At 70.9% G+C, this 18,063-nt stretch carries 4 protein-coding genes; 2 read left to right on the plus strand and 2 right to left on the minus strand.

The annotated features are described in order from the left end of the window. Positions 1 to 104: 104 nt before the first annotated feature. Together RN02_RS31605 and RN02_RS31610 are read right to left on the minus strand one after the other, a co-directional pair. Complete coding sequence (locus RN02_RS31605; RefSeq protein WP_043319479.1) at positions 105 to 1,523, minus strand: aspartate aminotransferase family protein; 1,419 nt, start codon at positions 1,521 to 1,523, stop codon at positions 105 to 107. 231 nt (positions 1,524 to 1,754) lie between these two features. Beyond that, complete coding sequence (locus RN02_RS31610) at positions 1,755 to 14,762, minus strand: non-ribosomal peptide synthase/polyketide synthase (protein WP_442965430.1); 13,008 nt, start codon at positions 14,760 to 14,762, stop codon at positions 1,755 to 1,757. 263 nt (positions 14,763 to 15,025) lie between these two features. Here RN02_RS31610 and RN02_RS31615 point away from each other — a divergent pair, with 263 nt between their 5' ends. Both RN02_RS31615 and RN02_RS31620 read left to right on the plus strand, forming a co-directional pair. Next, positions 15,026 to 15,577: an RNA polymerase factor sigma-70 gene (locus RN02_RS31615; RefSeq protein WP_043272766.1), complete on the plus strand. Its 552-nt coding sequence runs from the start codon at positions 15,026 to 15,028 to the stop codon at positions 15,575 to 15,577. A gap of 287 nt (positions 15,578 to 15,864) precedes the next feature. Then, on the plus strand, positions 15,865 to 17,448 hold the full coding sequence (locus RN02_RS31620; RefSeq protein ID WP_052267982.1) for a GGDEF domain-containing protein: 1,584 nt from the start codon (positions 15,865 to 15,867) through the stop codon (positions 17,446 to 17,448). Positions 17,449 to 18,063 lie beyond the last annotated feature (615 nt).

Consider the following 18,063-nt stretch of genomic DNA (forward strand, 5'->3'; position numbering starts at 1 on the left):
CATCCTACGAAAGGCACCTCGGCTTGCTCGCAAACGAGAGGCGGGAAGCTCGGCGTCAGCCTGTAGGAGCGCGCCCTGCGCGCGATTTCGCGGGCAGGGCCCGCTTACAATTTGCCGGCAGGCACCGCCGCGGCCAGGGCGCGGGCGAAGCGGCGGGCCACTTCGTCGATCTGCTCGGCGCTGATGATAAGCGGCGGCAGGAAGCGCACCACCGCGCCGTGACGGCCGCCCAGTTCGAGGATCAGCCCGCGGCGCAGGCATTCGCGCTGGATGCGCGAGGCCAGCGCGGGGTTGGCCGGCGGGTGGCCGAGGCTGTCGGCGGCGCCTTCGGCGTCGACCACTTCCACCCCGAGCATCAGCCCGCGGCCGCGGATGTCGCCCAGCTGCGGGTAGCTGCGCTGGAGGATGCGCAGGTGCTCGGCCAGGCGCTCGCCCATGGCCGCGGCGTGGCCGGGCACGTCGTGCTCCTTCAGGTAGCGCATCACCGCGGAGCCGGCGGCCATGGCCATCTGGTTGCCGCGGAAGGTGCCGGCGTGGGCGCCGGGCTGCCAGGTGTCCAGCCAGTCGCGGTAGACCACCACCGCCAGCGGCAGGCTGCCGCCTATGGCCTTGGACAGCAGCACCACGTCGGGGACTATGCCGGCGTGTTCGAAGGCGAACATCTTCCCGGTGCGGCCGAAGCCGGTCTGGATCTCGTCGATCACCAGCGCCACCCCGGCCTTCTCGGTGATGCGTCGCAGGCCGCGCAGCCATTGCAGGTCGGCGGGCACCACGCCACCCTCGCCCTGTACCACTTCCACCACCACCGCCGCCGGCAGCGGCACGCCGCTTTCCGGGTCGCTCAGCACGCTCTCCAGGTAGTGCAGGTTGGCGCGCACCCCGGCCTCGCCGCCGAGGCCGAAGGGGCAGCGGTAGTCGTAGGGGTACGGCAGGAACTGCACGCCGTTGCCCAGCACCGCGCCCAGGGCCTTCTTTGGCCCGAGGTTGCCCATCAGCCCCAGGGCGCCCTGGGTCATGCCGTGGTAGCCACCCTGGAACGACAGCACGGTGCTGCGCCCGGTGGCCGTGCGCACCAGCTTGAGCGCGGCTTCCGCGGCGTCGGCGCCGGTGGGCCCGCAGAACTGGATCTTCGCCTCGCGCGCCAGTTGCGCCGGCAGCAGGCCGAACAGGTCCTGGACGAAGGCGTCCTTCACCGGGGTGGTCAGGTCCAGGGTGTGCAGCGGCAGTTCGTCGGCCAGCACCTGCTGGATCGCCTCGATCACCACCGGGTGGTTGTGGCCCAGGGCCAGGGTGCCGGCGCCGGCCAGGCAGTCGATGAAGCGGCGGCCCTCGACGTCCTCGACGTACAGCCCGCGGGCCTTCTTCAGCGCCAGGGGGATGCGCCGCGGGTAGCTGCGCGCGTTGGATTCCTGGTGGCGCTGGCGCGCCAGCAGCGGCGACTCGCTGAATTCGTAGAGGGTTTCGCCCGCGGCCGGTTCGGCATGGGCAGGCTGGTCATCGATGACGCTGGTAGCGACTTGCATGTCTTCAACCTCGAGACGTGGTGGTGTGCCACGGTTGACGGGTGCCCCGCGATGGCGGAGCGGCTGTAGTGAATAACGCAGCGCGGCGCTCGGGATTTACCGCCAGCCGCGCCCTGCCCCGGCGCACTTTTCATGGGCGCGGGACGGCCTGCGCGCGGCGAACCGCGCGTGGGCTGCAGGTGTTTCGCAATACCCCCGCGGAGCCTCGACGGCCCCGCGGGAGGTGCCGAGCTAGAGCATTTCCAGCTGCGACATCAGGTCGTCCAGGCGCGCCGCCTTGCGCTCGTCGATGGCGCTGGCGGCCTGGGCCTCGATGTAGCTGGCCAGTTCCTCCACCGTGCTGCACTCGAACATGGCCCGCAGCGGCACGTTGCGTTGCAGGGCCTTCTGTACCCGCGAGGCGATCTGCGTGGCCAGCAGCGAGTGCCCGCCCAGTTCGAAGAAGTTGTCCAGCACGCCGACGCGCTCGACCTTGAGCACCTCGGCCCAGATCTGCGCCAGGGTGGCCTCCAGCTCGGTGCGCGGCGCCTGGTAGGCGTGCGCCAGGGCCTGGCCGATGTCCAGCGCCGGCAGGGCCTTGCGGTCGAGCTTGCCGTTGGCGTTGAGCGGCATGCGCGCCAGCACCTGCCAGTGCAGCGGCACCATGTAGTCGGGCAGGTCGGCGCGCAGGTGCTGGCGCACCTGTTCGAGCCAGGCGCCCTCCTCTACTACCGTCGCAGCGGGCACCAGGTAGCCGACCAGGTACTTGCCGGCGGCGCTTTCCTGCACCGCCACGGCGGCCTCGCGCACATCCGGCAGCTCGTGCAGACGCGCCTCGATCTCGCCCAGCTCGATGCGGAAGCCGCGGATCTTCACCTGGTGGTCGACGCGCCCGACGTACTCCAGCACGCCGTCGGCGCGGCGCCGCGCCAGGTCGCCGGTGCGGTACAGGCGCTCGCCCGGCACCCCGAAGGGATGCGGGACGAAGGCCTGGGCCGTGCGCAGCGGGTCGCCGACGTAGCCGCGGCCGACGCCGGTGCCGGCCACGCACAGCTCACCCACCGCGCCCAGCGGCACCAGCTCGAAGTCGCCTTCGGCATCCAGCAGGTACAGCTGGTTGTTGTCGGTGGGGCTGCCGATGGGCAGGTAGGTGGCCTCGGTGGAGGCCGCGTCGACGCGGAAGAAGGCCACGTCGTCCGAGCACTCCGCCGGGCCGTAGGCGTTGACCAGGCCCACCTGCGGGTAGCGCTGCAGCCAGTGCCGCGCCAGTTCCGGCGGCATGGCCTCGCCGGTGGGCAGCATCCAGCGCAGGCCGGGCAGCGCCTTGTGTTCCTCGGCGAGCATGCCCTGGATCAGCGAGGGCACGCTTTCCAGCACGCTCACGCCCTGCTCCACCACGTGTTCCAGCAGGGCCTGCGGGTCCTGGGCGATGGCGTTCGGCACTATGGCCACGCGGCCGCCGAACAGCGGCGCGGCGAGGAACTGCCAGACCGAGATGTCGAAGCTCTGCGAGGCGGTCTGGGCGATCACGTCGGCCTCGCCGAGCGCCAGATACGGCACCTTGCTCAACTGGTTGTTGAGCATCCCGGCCTGCTCCACCATCACGCCCTTGGGCAGGCCGGTGGAGCCGGAGGTGTAGATCACGTAGGCCAGGTTGCGCGGCCCGCTGTAGCGCTGCGGATCGTGCTCGGCGGCTACGCCGTGCTGCACCTCGTCCCACACCAGCAGGCGCGGGCGGCTGCCGCAGCCCAGTTCGGCGAGCAGCGCCAGGGCCTGTTCGTGGCAGGCGGCGCTGCACACCAGCACCGGCGTGTGGCTGACTTCGAGGATGCGCGTCAGGCGCTGCGTCGGATGCGCCGGGTCCAGCGGCAGGTAGCCGGCGCCGGCCTTGAAGCTGCCGACGATCATGCCCAGCAGGTCCAGGCCGCGCTCGCCGAGCAGGGCCACCGGCTGGTCGAAGCCGACGCCGGCGGCCAGCAGCGCGTGGCCCAGGCGGTTGGCGCGGCGGTTCAGCTCGGCGTAGCTCCACTGCTGGTCCAGGCAACTGGCGGCGATGCGCTGCGGGTGCGCGGCCACCCGCGCTTCGAACAGGCGCACGTAGCCCTGCTCCAGCGGGTAGGCGTGCTCGCTGCGGTTGCAGTCTTCCAGCAGGAAGCGCCGTTCCTCGGCCCCCAGCAGCGGCAACTCGGCCACGTCGCCATGGAAGCCGTCGGCCAGGGCCAGCAGCAGGCGCTTGAACTCGCCGAGCAGGCGCTCGATGGTCGGCGCCTCGAAGTAGCGCTGGTCGTAGGACAGGTGCAGGCCCAGGTCGTCGCCGGGGTAGCAGACCACGGTGAGCGGGAAGTTGGTGTGGGTGCGCCCGGAATCGGAGCTGGCCTTCAGGCTCTGCGCGCGGTCCAGCACCGCCACTTCCACCGGGGCGTTCTCGAACACGAAGAGGCTGTCGAACAGCGGCTGGCCCTTGGGCAGTTCGCTGGCTTCCTGGATGGTCACCAGCGGCAGGTGCTCGTGCTCGCGCAATTCCAGGTTGCGTTCGAACAGCCCGGTCAGCCAGTCGCGCACCGACAGGCGCGCGCCGGGCGCCGGCAGTTGCACGCGCAGCGGGATGCTGTTGATGAACAGCCCCACGGTGCGCTGCATCTGCGGCAGGCCCACCGGACGCCCGGCCACGGTGACGCCGAACAGCAGGTCGCGCTCGCCGCTGTAGCGCCGCAGCACCAGGGCCCAGGCCGCCTGGGCGAAGGTGTTGACGGTGAGCTGGTAGCGCTGCGCCAGTTCGCGCAGGCGCGCGCCGTCGGCGGCGTCCAGGCGGGTGTAGCGGTCGCCGACGATCATCCCGCCGCTTTCCCCGGCGCGCTCGTGGAGGATCGGCCGGTCGCTGGGGATGTAGGTGGCGCGCTCGAAGCCGTTCAGGTTCTGCTGCCACCAGCGGCGCGAGTGCTCCAGGTCCTGGCGCTGCAGCCAGGCGATGTAGTCGCGGTAGCGCGGCGCGGCCGGCAGTTGCGGCGCGCGGCCCTCGCCCAGGGCGGCGTAGATCTCGAAGAAGTCGCTCATCAGCAGGCCGCGGCACCAGGCGTCGATGAGGATGTGGTGGTTGCTCATCATGAACCAGTAGCGCGCCGCGCCCAGGCGGATCAGGCGCAGGTGGAAGGGCGGCTCGTTGAGCAGGTCGAAGCCGGCTTCGCGCTCCTGCTTGTGCAGGGCCTGCAGGCGTTCCTCGTGGCCGTCGGCGGGCAGTTCGCTCCAGTCGAGGAACTCGATGCGCAGCCGGCCGGGTTTGTGGATCACCTGCAGCATGGCCTCGCCGGCGTTCCACGAGAAGGACGCGCGCAGCGCCTCGTGGCGCGCCACCACGGCCTGCCAGGCGGCGGCGAAGCGTTCGCGGTCCAGCTCGCTGTCGATGCGGTAGCGGTCCTGCATGTAGTAGATGCCGGTGCCCGGCTCCAGCAGGGTGTGCAGCAGCAGGCCCTCCTGCATGGGCGTCAGCGGGTAGATGTCGTCGATCTGCGCCGCCGGCACCGCCAGGGCGTCCAGCTGCGCCTGGCTCAGGCGCGCCAGGGGGAAGTCGGAAGGCGTCAGGCCGCCGGCATCGTCGTCCAGGCAGTGGGCGATCAGCGCCTGCAGTTCGTCGCGGTAGGCGTTGGCCAGCTCGGCGATGGTCTGCTCCTCGTAGCGCTCGGCGCTGTAGGTCCAGCGCAGCACCAGTTCGCCGCCGTAGACCTGGCCGTCCACGCTCAGCTCGTTGGGCAGCGGCGCGGCGGCGTCGTGGATGGCCCCGGTGGGCTCGTCCAGCGGATGGAACAGGGCGTCCTCGGTGAAGCTCTGGTCGAACTGGCCCAGGTAGTTGAAGGTGATGCGCGGCTGCGGCAGCTCGGCCAGGGCGCGGCGCCCGGCCTCGTCGCCCAGGTGGCGCAGCACGCCGTGGCCCAGGCCCTTGTGCGGCACGGCGTGCAGCTGTTCCTTGATCGCCTTGATCGAAGCCGCCAGCCCTTCCTCGCCCGGCTCGCCGGCGGGCGCCAGGCGCAGCGGAAAGGCGCTGGTGAACCAGCCGACCGTGCGGCTGAGGTCGATGTCGTCGAACAGCGCCTCGCGGCCGTGGCCTTCCAATTGCACCAGCACCGAGGCCTCGCCGCTGACGCGGCAGAGCACCCGGGCCAGGGCGGTCAGCAGCAGGTCGTTGACCTGGGTGCGGTAGGCCGCCGGGGCCTGCTGCAGCAGCTGGCGGGTGTGCTCGCGGTCCAGGCGCAGGCTCAGGCTGCGGGCCAGGGCCTCGTCGTTGCGGCCTTGCGGGTTGTCGCAGAACCAGGCGCCGGGGGCGCCGTCCAGCTGGCCGCGCCACCAGTGCAGTTCCTCGCGCAGCGGCTCGCTGCCGGCGTAGGCCTGCAGGCGCGCGGTCCAGTCGCGGAAGGCGCTGGTCTTGGCCGGCAGTTGCGGCGCTTCGCCGGCGGCGAGTTGGCGATAAACCTGCTGCAGGTCTTCCAGCAGCACGCGCCAGGACACGCCGTCCACCACCAGGTGGTGGATCGCCAGCAGCAGGCGCTGGGCGCCGGGGCCGTCCACCAGCACCGCGCGCAGCAGCGGGCCGTCCAGGGCCAGGCTGCGCTGGGCGCGCTCGAACACTTCGGCGCAGTCGTCGAAGCTCGCCACCTGCGCCTGCCAGAGCAGCCAGGCGCCATCGTCCGCAGCCCGGTGTTCGGCGTGCCAGCGGCCGCCTTCCTGGCGGAACGTCAGGCGCAGGGCGTCGTGGTGCTTGACCAGTTGCAGCAGGGCCTGGCGCAGCAGCTCGGCGTCCAGCGCCTGGCGCGGCTCCAGCAGCAGCGACTGGTTCCAGTGCGCACGGTTCTCCAGGGGCAGTTCGAAGAACCACTGCTGGATCGGCGTCAGCGCACTCTCGCCCTGCACTTCGCCCTGCTCGGCGAGGCTGGCGCCGGCGCTGCGGGCGACACCGGCCAGGCTGCGCACGCTCTGGTGCTGGAACAGGTCGCGCGGGCTGAACTGGATGCCCTGCTGGCGGGCGCGGCTGACCACCTGGATGGAGAGGATGGAGTCGCCGCCCAGTTCGAAGAAGTTGTCGTCCAGGCCGACCTGGGCGAGGTTCAGCACCTCGCCCCAGACAGCCGCCAGCTGGCGTTCCAGCTCGCTGCGCGGGGCCTCGTAGGCGCGCTGGCCGAGGCTGGCGTCCGGCGCCGGCAGCGCGCGGCGGTCGAGCTTGCCGTTGGCGGTCAGCGGCAGGCCCTCCAGCAGCACCAGGTGCGCCGGCACCATGTAGTCCGGCAGTTGCTGCTTGAGGTGCGCCTTGAGCGCCTCGCGCAGGTCGGCCTGGGCCGCCTCGTCGGCACCCGCCTCGGCACAGCCCACGTAGCCCACCAGTTGCTTGCCGCTCGGCCCGTCGGTGGCCAGCACGGCCGCCTCGCGCACCTGCGGGTGTTCCTGCAGGCGCGCCTCGATCTCGCCCAGTTCGATGCGGAAGCCGCGGATCTTCACCTGCTGGTCGATGCGCCCGAGGTATTCCACCTGGCCGTCGGCGCGCTGGCGCACGCGGTCGCCGGTGCGGTACAGGCGCCCGCCGGGCACGCCGAAGGGGTCGGGCACGAAGCGTTCGGCGGTCAGCGCCGGGCGTTCGTGGTAGCCGCGGGCCAGGCCGGCGCCGCCGACGTACAGCTCGCCGCCGGCGCCCTGGGGCACCAGGGCCAGGTCGGCGTCGAGGAGGCAGGCGCTGCGCTCGCCCACCAGGCTGCCGATGGGCACGCCGGCGCCGGCTTCCACCTGCTCCGGGGCCAGGGCCGCCAGGGGCATGACCACCGTCTCGGTGGGGCCGTAGGCGTTGAAGAAGTAGCGCGGCGCGAAGGCCTGGCGGATGCGTTGCAGGTGCTCGGCGGTCAGCGCCTCGCCGCCGGTGATGCACAGGCGCACCGGCAGTTGCCGGCCCTGGGTCTGCAGCCACTGGGCCAGCTGGCTGCCGTAGCTGGGGGTGAAGCCGAGGATGCTCACCCGGTGCTCGGCGATCAGCTGGCAGATGTCCTCGGCACCCCACTGGCCCTGGGCCCGCAGCACCACGTGGGCGCCGCACAGCAGCGGCGTCAGCAGGCGTTCGCTGGCGGCGTCGAAGTTGATGGAATAGAAGTGCAGCTCGCAGTCGTCGGCGCGCATGCCGAAGCGCTCGATCACCGCGCGGCAGTGCATGGCGATCTCGCCGTGGCACACCGCCACGCCCTTGGGCTTGCCGGTGGAGCCGGAGGTGTAGATCAGGTAGGCCAGGTGCTGCGGCTGGGCGAAGGCCGGCAGCGGGCCGTCGTCCAGCGCCGCCAGGGCCGCGTCCTCCTGCGCCGGGCAGCAGCGGCCGACGCCTTCGGGCAGCGCGCCCAGGGCCTCGAACAGCGCCGGCTGGCCGAGCAGCAGGCGCACGCCGCTGTCCTCGATCATGTAGTGCAGGCGTTCCAGCGGGTATTCCGGGTCCAGCGGCACGTAGGCGCCGCCGGCCTTGAGGATCGCCAGCAGGCCGACGACCATTTCCAGCGAGCGTTCCAGGGCCAGGCCGACGCGCACTTCCGGGCCCACGCCGCGTTCGCGCAGCAGGCGCGCCAGGCGGTTGGCGCGGGCGTCCAGCTCGGCGTAGCCGAGGGTCTGGCCAGCGAAGGTCAGCGCCGGGGCCTGCGGCGTGGCCGCGGCCTGGGCGGCGAACAGGCCGTGCAGGGTGTCGCTCAGTTGCGGCCCGCGGCAAGTCAGCAGCGCGTCCTGCTCGCCGGCATCCAGCATCGGCAGCTCACCCAGGCGCTGTTGCGGGTCGGCGATCATCGCCGCCAGCAGGTTCTGCCAGTGGCGCGCCATGCGGGCGATGCGCGGCTCGTCGAAGAGGTCGCGGCTGTAGGTCAGGCAACAGCCCAGGCGCTGGTCGAGGTCGGTGACTTCCAGGTTGAGGTCGAACTTGGTGGCGCGGGCGTCGTTGACGCAGTACTCCACTGTCATCCCGGCCAACTGGCGGGTCTGCTGGAACTCCCAGCGCTGGACGTTGCACATCACCTGGAACAGCGGGTTGTAGGCGGCGCTGCGCAGCGGCTGCAGGGCCTCCACCAGGTGGTCGAAGGGCAGGTCCTGGTGCGACTGGCCGTCGATCACCGTCTGCCGCACCTGCTCCAGCAGCCCGGCCACGCTCATCTGCCCGTCGAGGCGGCAGCGCAGCACCTGGGTGTTGAGGAAGGCGCCGATCAGCCCTTCGCTCTCCGGGCGGATGCGGTTGGCCACCGGCGCGCCGATGCGCAGGTCCTGCTGGCCGCTGTAGCGGTACAGCAGCACGGCCAGGGCGGCGGTCATGGTCATGAACTGGGTCAGGCCGTTGCCGGCATTGAAGCGGCGTACCCGCTCGGCCAGCTGCGGCGCCAGGTCGAAGCGGTAGAGGTCGCCGCGGTGGCTCTGCACGGGCGGCCGCGGGCGGTCGCCAGGCAGCTCCAGCACCGGGTGCTCGTCGCCCAGCTGGGCGGTCCAGTAGTCCAGCTGGCGCTGGCGTTCGCCGGCCTCCAGCCAGTCGCGCTGCCACAGGCTGTAGTCCAGGTATTGCACCGGCAGCGGCGCCAGGGGCGATTCGCTGCCAGCCAGGAAGGCTTCGTAGAGCGCGCTCAGCTCGCGGGCGAAGATGTCCATGGCCCAGCCTTCGGTGACGATGTGGTGGAGGGTCACCACCAGGTAGTGCTCGTCCTCGGCCAGGCGGACCATGTACACCCGCAGCAGCGGGCCCTGTTCGAGGTCGAAGGGCTTGTGCGCCTCGTCGTCGGCCAGTTGCTGCAGGGCCTGCTGGCGGGCGTCGGTGTCGAGGTGGGAGAAGTCCAGGCGCTGCATGCGCAGCTCGCTGTCCGCCTGCACCTGCTGGTGCGGCACGCCGTCGACGCTGGGGAAGCGGGTGCGCAGGGTCTCGTGGCGCTGCACCAGGGCCTGCAGGGCGCGCTCGAAGCAGTCCACATCCAGCGCGCCGCGCAGCCGCGCCATGCCGCCGACGTTGTAGGCCGGGCTGTCCGGCTCCAGTTGCCAGAGGAACCACATGCGCTGCTGCGAGTAGGACAGCGGCACGCGCTGGCTGCGGTCCACCGGGCGGATCGCGCCCTGGCTGTCGCGGCTGCCGGCGGCGCGCAGCTGGCGCACCCGCTCGGCGAAGGCGCCCAGGCGGCTGGCGTCGAACAGCTCGCGCAGCGGCAGTTCGATGGCGAAGGCCTGGCGCGCGCGGGAGACGATCCGGGTGGCCAGCAGCGAGTGGCCGCCCAGCTCGAAGAAGTCGTCGTCCAGGCCCACTTGCGGCAGGCCCAGCACTTCGCTCCAGATGGCGGCCAGGCGCTGCTCCACTTCGTCGCGCGGGGCGACGTGCTCGCGCTGCTGCCCGCTCGATTCGGGCAGGGCCTTGAGGTCCAGCTTGCCGCTGGGGCCCAGGGGCATGCTGTCCAGGCGCATGAGCTGCGCCGGGACCATGTATTCCGGCAATGCGGCCTGCAATGCGGTGCGCAGGGCCTGGCCGTGTTCGGCCTCGGCGGGCGCGTCGGCGGTCGCGGTGTAGTAGCCCAGCAGTTGGCTGCCGAGATTGCCGGCCTGGCGGATCAGCACCACGGCCTGGGCCACGCCGGGCTGGGCCAGCAGGCGCGCGCGGATTTCGTCCAGCTCGATGCGGAAGCCGCGCAGCTTCACCTGGCGGTCCTGGCGGCCGAGGTATTCCAGCACGCCCTGTTCGCTCCAGCGCGCGCGGTCGCCGGTGCGGTACAGGCGCGCGCCGGGCGCGCCCAGCGGGTCGGCGACGAAGCGTTCGGCGCTCAGCCCCGGGCGGCCCAGGTAGCCGCGGGCCAGGCCGGCGCCGCCGATGCACAGCTCGCCGGCGGCGCCCGGCGGCAGCGGGTTGAGTTCGCTGTCGAGGACGCGGCAGATGACGTTGCCCAGCGGCCGGCCGATGGGCGAGCGCGCGCCATCCTCCAGCGAGCAGTGCCAGTGGGTGACGTTGATCGCGGTTTCCGTCGGGCCGTAGCGGTTGTGCAGGGCCACGCCGGGCAGGCGTTGCAGCACCCGGTCGCGCAGTTGCGTCGGCAGCGCCTCGCCGCCGGAGAACAGGCGGCGCAGGCTGCTGCACTCCTCCACGCCCGGCTCGTCGATGAACAGTTGCAGCAGCGGCGGCACGAAGTGCAGCGTGGTCACGCCGAACTGCCGCACCAGTTGGGCGATGCGCGCCGGGTCGCGGTGCTCGCCGGGGCCGGCCAGCACCAGGCGGCAGCCCGCCAGCAGCGGCCAGAAGCATTCCCATACCGAGACGTCGAAGCTCACCGGGGCCTTCTGCATCAGCACGTCGTCGGCCTGCAGCGCGTAGGTGGCCTGCATCCATTGCAGGCGCTCGGCCAGGGCCGCGTGGGTGTTGCCCACGCCCTTGGGCTGGCCGGTGGAGCCGGAGGTGTAGATGACGTAGGCCAGGTTGTCGCCGTGCAGGTGCAGGCCCGGCGCGCCGCTCGGCCAGCCGTCCAGCTTGAGGCCGTCGAAGCACAGGGTGGCGACGCCCTCCAGGCTCGGCAGGCGCTCCAGCAGGTGGGACTGGGTCAGCAGCAGGCTGGCGCCGCAGTCGTCGAGCATGTAGGCCAGGCGTTCTGCGGGATAGTCCGCATCCAGCGGCACGTAGGCGCCGCCGGCCTTGAGGATGGCCAGCAGGCCCACCAGCAGCTGCGGCGAGCGTTCGGCGCAGATGGCCACCGGCACGTCGGGGCCCACGCCTTTGTCGCGCAGGTAGTGGGCCAGGCGGTTGGCCTGGGCGTGCAGTTCGGCGTGGCTGAGTTCACCGCCGTCCCATTGCAGCGCCACGCGTTCGGCATGGGCCGGCAATTCGCGTTCCAGTTGTTCCGGCAGCCAGCTGCGCGCCGGCTCGCAGGGCGCGCTGCCCCACTGTTCCAGGCGCGCCAGTTCCGCGTCCGTCGCCAGGGCGATGTCGCCCAGGCACAGTTGCGGTTGTGCCACCACCTGGCGCAGCAGCGCCACGTACTGGTCGGCCAGGCGCTGGATGCTGGCGGCGTCGAACAGCTCGGCGGCGTAGTCGAAGTTCAGGCGCAGACGGCCGCGGGCGTCTTCCTCGGTCTGCAATTGCAGGTCGAACTTGGCCTCGCGGCTGTGCCAGGGCAGTTCCTCGGCCAGCAGGCCAGGCAGCCGGCGCAGGGCGGAAAGGTCGCGCTGCTGGTGGTTGAACAGCACCTGGAACGGCTGGCCGCCGTGGCCCGGCAGGGCTTCCAGCAGGCTGTCGAAAGGCAGGTCCTGGTGTTCCTGGGCGCCCAGGGTGGCTTCGCGCACCTGGGCCAGCAGTTGGCCGAAGGCCTGCCGCGGGGCGGGCGTGGCGCGCAGCATCAGGGTGTTGATGAAGAAGCCGACCAGCCCCTGGACTTCCTGGCGCTGGCGGTTGGCGCTGGGCACGCCGACGCGGATGTCGGCCTGCCCGCTGTGGCGGTGCAGCAGGGCCTGGAAGGCCGCCAGCAGCCACATGAAGACGCTGGCCTGGTTGGCCTGGGCCGCTTCGCGCAGGGCCTGGCCGAGCTTGTCGTCCAGGCGCAGGCTCAGGCGCGCCGCCGGCGAGGCGGCGTTGCCGCGCGGGTGGTCGGTGGGCAGTTCCAGCACCGAGGCATCCTCGCCCAGCTGTTCGCGCCAGTAGGCCAGTTGGCGGGCGCCCTCGCCCGCTTCCAGCCACTGGCGCTGCCAGCTGGCGAACTCGGCATAGCCGACCGGCAGCGGCGCCAGCTCGGCGGCCTGGCCGCCCAGGGCCTCGGCGTACAGGCGGGCGAATTCGTCCAGCAGCAGGTTCAGCGACCAGCCGTCGGCCACGATGTGGTGCAGGGTCACCCACAGCTGGTGCAGGTCGTCGTCCAGGCGTACCAGGCTCACCCGCAGCAGCGGGCCCTTCTCCAGGTCGAAGGGCTCGCGGGCCTCGGCCTCGCGGCGCCGTTCGGCTTCGCTGGCGTCCAGTTGCAGCACCTGCCAATGGAACTCGCCGCGCGGCTCGATGCGTTGCAGCACCTGGCCGTCGCGTTCGAGGAAGCGCGTGCGCAGCGATTCGTGGCGCTGCACCAGGCGGGCGAAGCTGTCGTACACCGCGTCTTCATCCAGTTCGCCACGCAGCAGCAGGCCGCCGGGGATGTTGTAGGCGCAGCCGCGGGGCTCGATCTGCCAGTTCAGCCACAGGCGGCGCTGGGCCGCGGATTGCGGCAGGTCGCCGCCGCGCGGCAGCTGGGCCATGGGCGCTTCCGCCGCGGCGCCATCGGCCAGGCGAGCAGCCACGGCGGCGCTGAAGGCGGCCAGGCTCGGCGCCTCGAACAGCAGGCGCAGGTTCAGGTTGACGCCCAAAGCCTCGCGCAGCGCGGCCATGGCCTGGGCGGCGGCGATGGAGTTGCCGCCCAGCAGGAAGAAGTTGTCGTCCGCGCCGACGCGCTCGACGCCCAGGTGCTCGCGCCAGAGTTCGGCGATGCGTGCCTGCAAGGCATCGGCGCCTTGCTCCGGCGCGGCTTCGGCCCGGGGTGCCAGGCCGGGGTAGACGGCGTAGGCGTCCAGGCTGCCGTCGGCCAGGCGCGTGCGGCAGGCCGAGCGTTGCAGCTTGCCGCTGGAGGTGCGCGGCAGCGCGCCGGGGTTGAGCAGCGCCACCACCTTGGGCGCTTCCTGGCAGGCCTCGGCCACCGCCTGGCGGATCGCGTCGATCAGGGTATCGGCCGGGATGCGCTTCTGCAGCGCTCGGCCGACCTCGGCGGCGATGCCGATGCCCTCCTCGCCATCGACCTGCACGGCAAAGGCGGCCACGCGGCCCTTGCGCACGGCGTCCACCTCGGTTTCCACGGCGCGCTCGATGTCCTGCGGGTAGAGGTTGTGGCCGCGGATGATAAGCACGTCTTTCAGGCGCCCGGTGACGTACAGCTCGCCGTCGCGCAGGCAGCCCAGGTCGCCGGTGCGCAGCCAGGTGCGGCCGTCGCGCTCGACGAAGGCCTTGGCCGTGGCCTCGGGATTGCGCCAGTAGCCGTGGGCGATGCTCGGCCCGGCGGCCCAGATTTCGCCCACCCGGTTCTCGCCCAGGACGGCGCCATCGCTGGCGTCGACGATCATCACCGCATGTTCCGGCTGGCTGCGGCCGCAGCACATGAGCACGCTGTCGCTGCCGGCTTCGATGCGGTTCTGCGCCAGGGCCGCCTCGTCCACGCCCAGGGCGGCGATGCCCTGGCCGCGCTGGCCGCCGCTGACGAACAGGGTAGCCTCGGCCAGGCCGTAGCAGGCGAAGAAGCTGGAGGCCTCGAAGCGGCTGGCGGCGAACTTGGCGGCGAAATTATCCAGGCTGTCCTGGCGGATCGGCTCGGAGCCGGAGAAAGCCACCCGCCAACGGCTCAGGTCCAGGCCTGCCAGGGCCGACTCGCTGACGCGCTCGGTGCACAGGCGGTAGGCGAAGTCCGGCCCGCCGCTGACGGTGCCGCCGTGCTGGCTGATGGCCTCCAGCCAGCGCAGCGGGCGTTCGAGGAAGTAGCGCGGCGACATCAGCACGCAGGGCACGCCGCTGTAGACCGGCTGCAGCAGGCCGCCGATCAGGCCCATGTCGTGGTACAGCGGCAGCCAGCTGACGATCACATCGTCGGCGCCGATGCCGAAGCCGCCGCGGATCAGCCGCTCGTTGGCCACCAGGTTGCCGTGGCTGACCTGCACGCCCTTGGGCAGCGCGGTGGAGCCGGAGGTGTACTGCAGGAAGGCGATGTGTTCGGGGCGGACCTCGGTTTCCACCCAGGCCTCGGCGCCGGCCAGGTCCAGTTCGTCGACGCACAGCAGCTGCGGCGCGGCGGCGCCGGACAGCGCCGGGCAGCCTTCCAGCAACGCCCCGCGCAGTTCGGCCTGGGTCAGCACCAGGCGCGGCGCGCAGTCGTCGATGATCGACAGCAGGCGTTCCTGGTGGTGGCGGCGCGCCGACTCCGGCGGGTAGGCGGGCACCGCGACCATGCCGGCGTACAGGCAGCCGAAGAAGGCGGCGACGTAGTCCGGGCCGCTGGGGAACAGCAGCACCGCGCGCTCGCCCTGCCCAGCCCGGGCCTGCAGGGCGGCGGCGATGCAGCGGGCGCGGCGGTCCAGCTCGGCATAGCTGAGCACCAGGTCGCCGGCGCCGTCTTCGGCCAGGAAGCGCAAGGCCAGCCGATCGGGTTGGGTGCCGGCACGCTGGCGCAGGGCCTGGGCCATTGAGGAGGGATGTTCGAACGCGTCCATTTGGATTTCCTGCTGAGTGCAACCGCGACTGGTCATCGACCGGAAAAGTCCCACTTGGGCCTTCAGCCGGTTCTCTCAGAGGTGTACGGACGATCATTCGAAATAATTAGTGTTCTCAGCTAGGCCGGCGAGCCCGCCCGGATGGCACAAAGCCAGTCTGCACGGGGCTTTCCGGCCAGCAAGAACATTCATTTACAATTGTTGACAATGATTCTCATTTCAAATACTTTCCGGCTCGGCTCGCTGGATGCGTACCTGACTAGCGATTTGCCCACCCACACTGCCGCTAGGTGATTCTCATGCTGGATGAACTGCCCACCTCCCGTTATGCCTCCCCGTTGGTCGCGACCTTCATCGAGAATCGTTCCATCCTGGTCAAGTTCGCCTCGCGCTTCCTCGGCTGCCGTTCCCATGCCGAGGACGTGGTGCAGGACACCTTCTTCCGCCTGCAGAACGCCTCCGGCGCCTCCATTCCGCTGAAGGCGCAGATGAGCTACCTGTTCCAGGTGGTGCGCAACCTGGCCATCGACCACTACCGCAAGCAGGCGCTGGAGCAGCGCCACACCGGCGCGCCGCAGGAGCTGATGGAGGCCGAGGCGGCCTACGGCGCCACGCCGGAAACCCTGCACATCAACTTCGACACCCTCGAACAGATCGACGAGGCCCTGAGCCAGCTGCCCGAGCGCACTCGCTACGCCTTCGAGATGTACCGCCTGCACGGCGTGCAGCAGAAGGAGATCGCCCGCGAGTTGGGGGTTTCCCCGACCCTGGTCAACTTCATGATCCGCGATGCCCTGCTGCATTGCTGCGCCAGCGTGGCCAAGGACGAACAGCCCGCCCGCCGCGCCTGAAGCCCCTTGCGCCCCGGTGCCGGATGCCATGCATCGCCGGGGCAAGGGGCAGCCGCCACCGACCTGTCCCATATTCCCGACGGAATCTTCCTGCTTTACAGCCCCCGCCCCTGAATCTCCGCCAATACCCCCGGCGCGGCGCCCGGCCTTGTCCATAATGGCGCCCTGGCGTCTGCCATCCACCCGCCTCCAGCCACGGCGTCGAGCCCCTCGAAAGCGCGCTCGCGCCAGGCATGTCCGGCCGGGTGGATGGCGCGGCGATCTCCACAGTATCGACGGAATCCACCATGTCCTTGGGGCCCATGCCCAGGCTCAACCTGCGCACCTTGATCCTTCTGTTCGCCTCCCTGGCGGCCATCGCGACCCTGGCCAACGACCTGTTCGCCACCTACCGGATCCAGCGGGAGACGCTGGTCCTCAGTGCGCTGGAACACAACCGGGCCTATGCGGCCAAGGTTGCGCTGAGCATCAACCAGAGCCTCGCCTCGTCCCTGGACCGCCTGGCCTATAGCGCGACTGTCCTCGGGCGTGATTTCGCCGATGCGGCGGTCCGCGGCGCCGAGGTGGAACGCCTGGCCCGCCAGGACGGCAGCTTCAATACAGTGGTCATCGTCGACGCGACCGGGCGGATCCTCAGCGCCCTGCCCCAATGGCTCAGCGCCAATGGCCGCAAGATCCTCTCCAAGCGCCCCCTGGAAATGCGCCAGGCGATGATCAGCCCGGCCTTCCATTCGCAGTCCGGCGAGCGGGTGGTGTTTGTCTCCCATCCGGTGTGGAACGCCCGCGGCGACTACCTCGGCCTGGTCGGCGGGACCATCTATCTGAACCGCGCCAATTCGCTGAACCACATCGTCAGCCGGCACTTCCAGAAGGACACCTCCTTCGTCTACCTGGTGGACGAGCAGCGCCAGTTGCTCTACCACCCCGAGCGCGAGCGCATCGGCCAGACGATCGGCGTCAACGCCGCGGTGGACGCCGCGCTGCGCGGCGAAAGCGGCGCCATGCAGGTTACCAATCACGAGGGCCTGGAGATGCTCGCCGGCTACGCGGCGGTGCCGGACAGCGGCTGGGGCGTGGTCTCGCAGCAGCCGCTGAGCGTCACCCTCGGCGCCGTGCGCGCGCTGATGCTGCAGGTGCTGGCGGGGATAGTGCCGATGATCCTGCTCGGCTTCCCGCTGCTGTGGTGGATAGCCGCGCGGATCAGCCATCCCCTGCGCCGGCTGGCCGACTACGCGGCGCAGCTGGACAACACCGAGCGCATCGAGGGGGTGCGCGCCTGGTACTTCGAGGCCTGGCGCATCCGTCGGGCGCTGATCATCGGCGGGCAGATGACCCAGGAGCGCATCGGCCAGCTCAACCGCCAGGCCCAGAGCGACCCGCTGACCGGCCTGGCGAACCGACGCGCGCTGGAGGCGACCCTGGCGAGCTGGGTGGCGCGCGGCGAGCCCTTCGCGGTGATCAGCATGGACATCGACCATTTCAAGCAGGTCAACGACAGCTTCGGCCATGCCGCCGGCGACCAGGTGCTGCAGGCCTTCGCCGAGGTGCTGCGATGCAACTCGCGCAGCGGCGACCTGCCGTGCCGCGCCGGCGGCGAGGAGTTCATCCTGCTGCTGCCGGCCACCTCGCTCGGCGTGGCGGCGGAAGTCGCCGAACGCATCCGCCTGACGACGGAACGCACGGACTTCCCGCAGGTGGGGCGGGTGACCCTGTCGCTGGGCGTGGCCTTCAGCAGCGAGGGACGGACGGACGTCGGCGCGGTGCTCGCGACCGCCGACGCCCTGCTCTACCAGGCCAAGCAGGCCGGCCGCAACCGCGTCATGGTGGCGGACGAGCGGCCGGTTGGCGTGGCGCAGCCTCATCCGTCCTGAGGGGCCGGCCCGGAGCATCCGGCGGTAGCGCGCCAGAACGTAGGGCGCATAACCGTTCGCGGTTATGCGCCGTTGCCCATTGGCTATTTCAGGCGGGTTCGTGGTTGAGCATCACACCGAACAGTCCCCTCTCCCGCTTGCGGGGGAGGGTTAGGGAGGGGGAGCGGAGTTACAGGTTTTGGTAGCGGAGTGTTGGTGGAGTTCGTTGCCCTCACCCCAGCCCTCTCCCGGAGGGAGAGGGGGCTGTTCGGCGTGGGTGGATAACGCAGTGTCAGCCGGCAGGTTCGTAGGGCGTATAACCGTTCGCGGTTATACGCCGTTGGCCGATACACCGATGCCATCATGACTGTAGGAGCGAGCTTGCTCGCGAACGGGGTTTGCCGGTGGCGTAGGCGCTGGCTTCAAGAGCGCCCTCTCCCCAACCCTCTCCCTGAAGGGAGAGGGGGCTGTCCTCAGCGAAGGGAGAATCCAGAGTTATCCTGAAACACCTATCTCACCCCGTCATTCCCGCGAACGCGCACTACTGTCCGGCACGCCTCATGCTATTAACAGCTGCCCCTGACGCAGGTTGATCTCGCGTATTCGCTCCTGCCGTCGTCGGTAACGTTCGGCCTC

Source organism: Pseudomonas sp. PI1 (assembly GCF_000812405.1).
GTDB classification, from domain to species: domain Bacteria; phylum Pseudomonadota; class Gammaproteobacteria; order Pseudomonadales; family Pseudomonadaceae; genus Pseudomonas; species Pseudomonas citronellolis.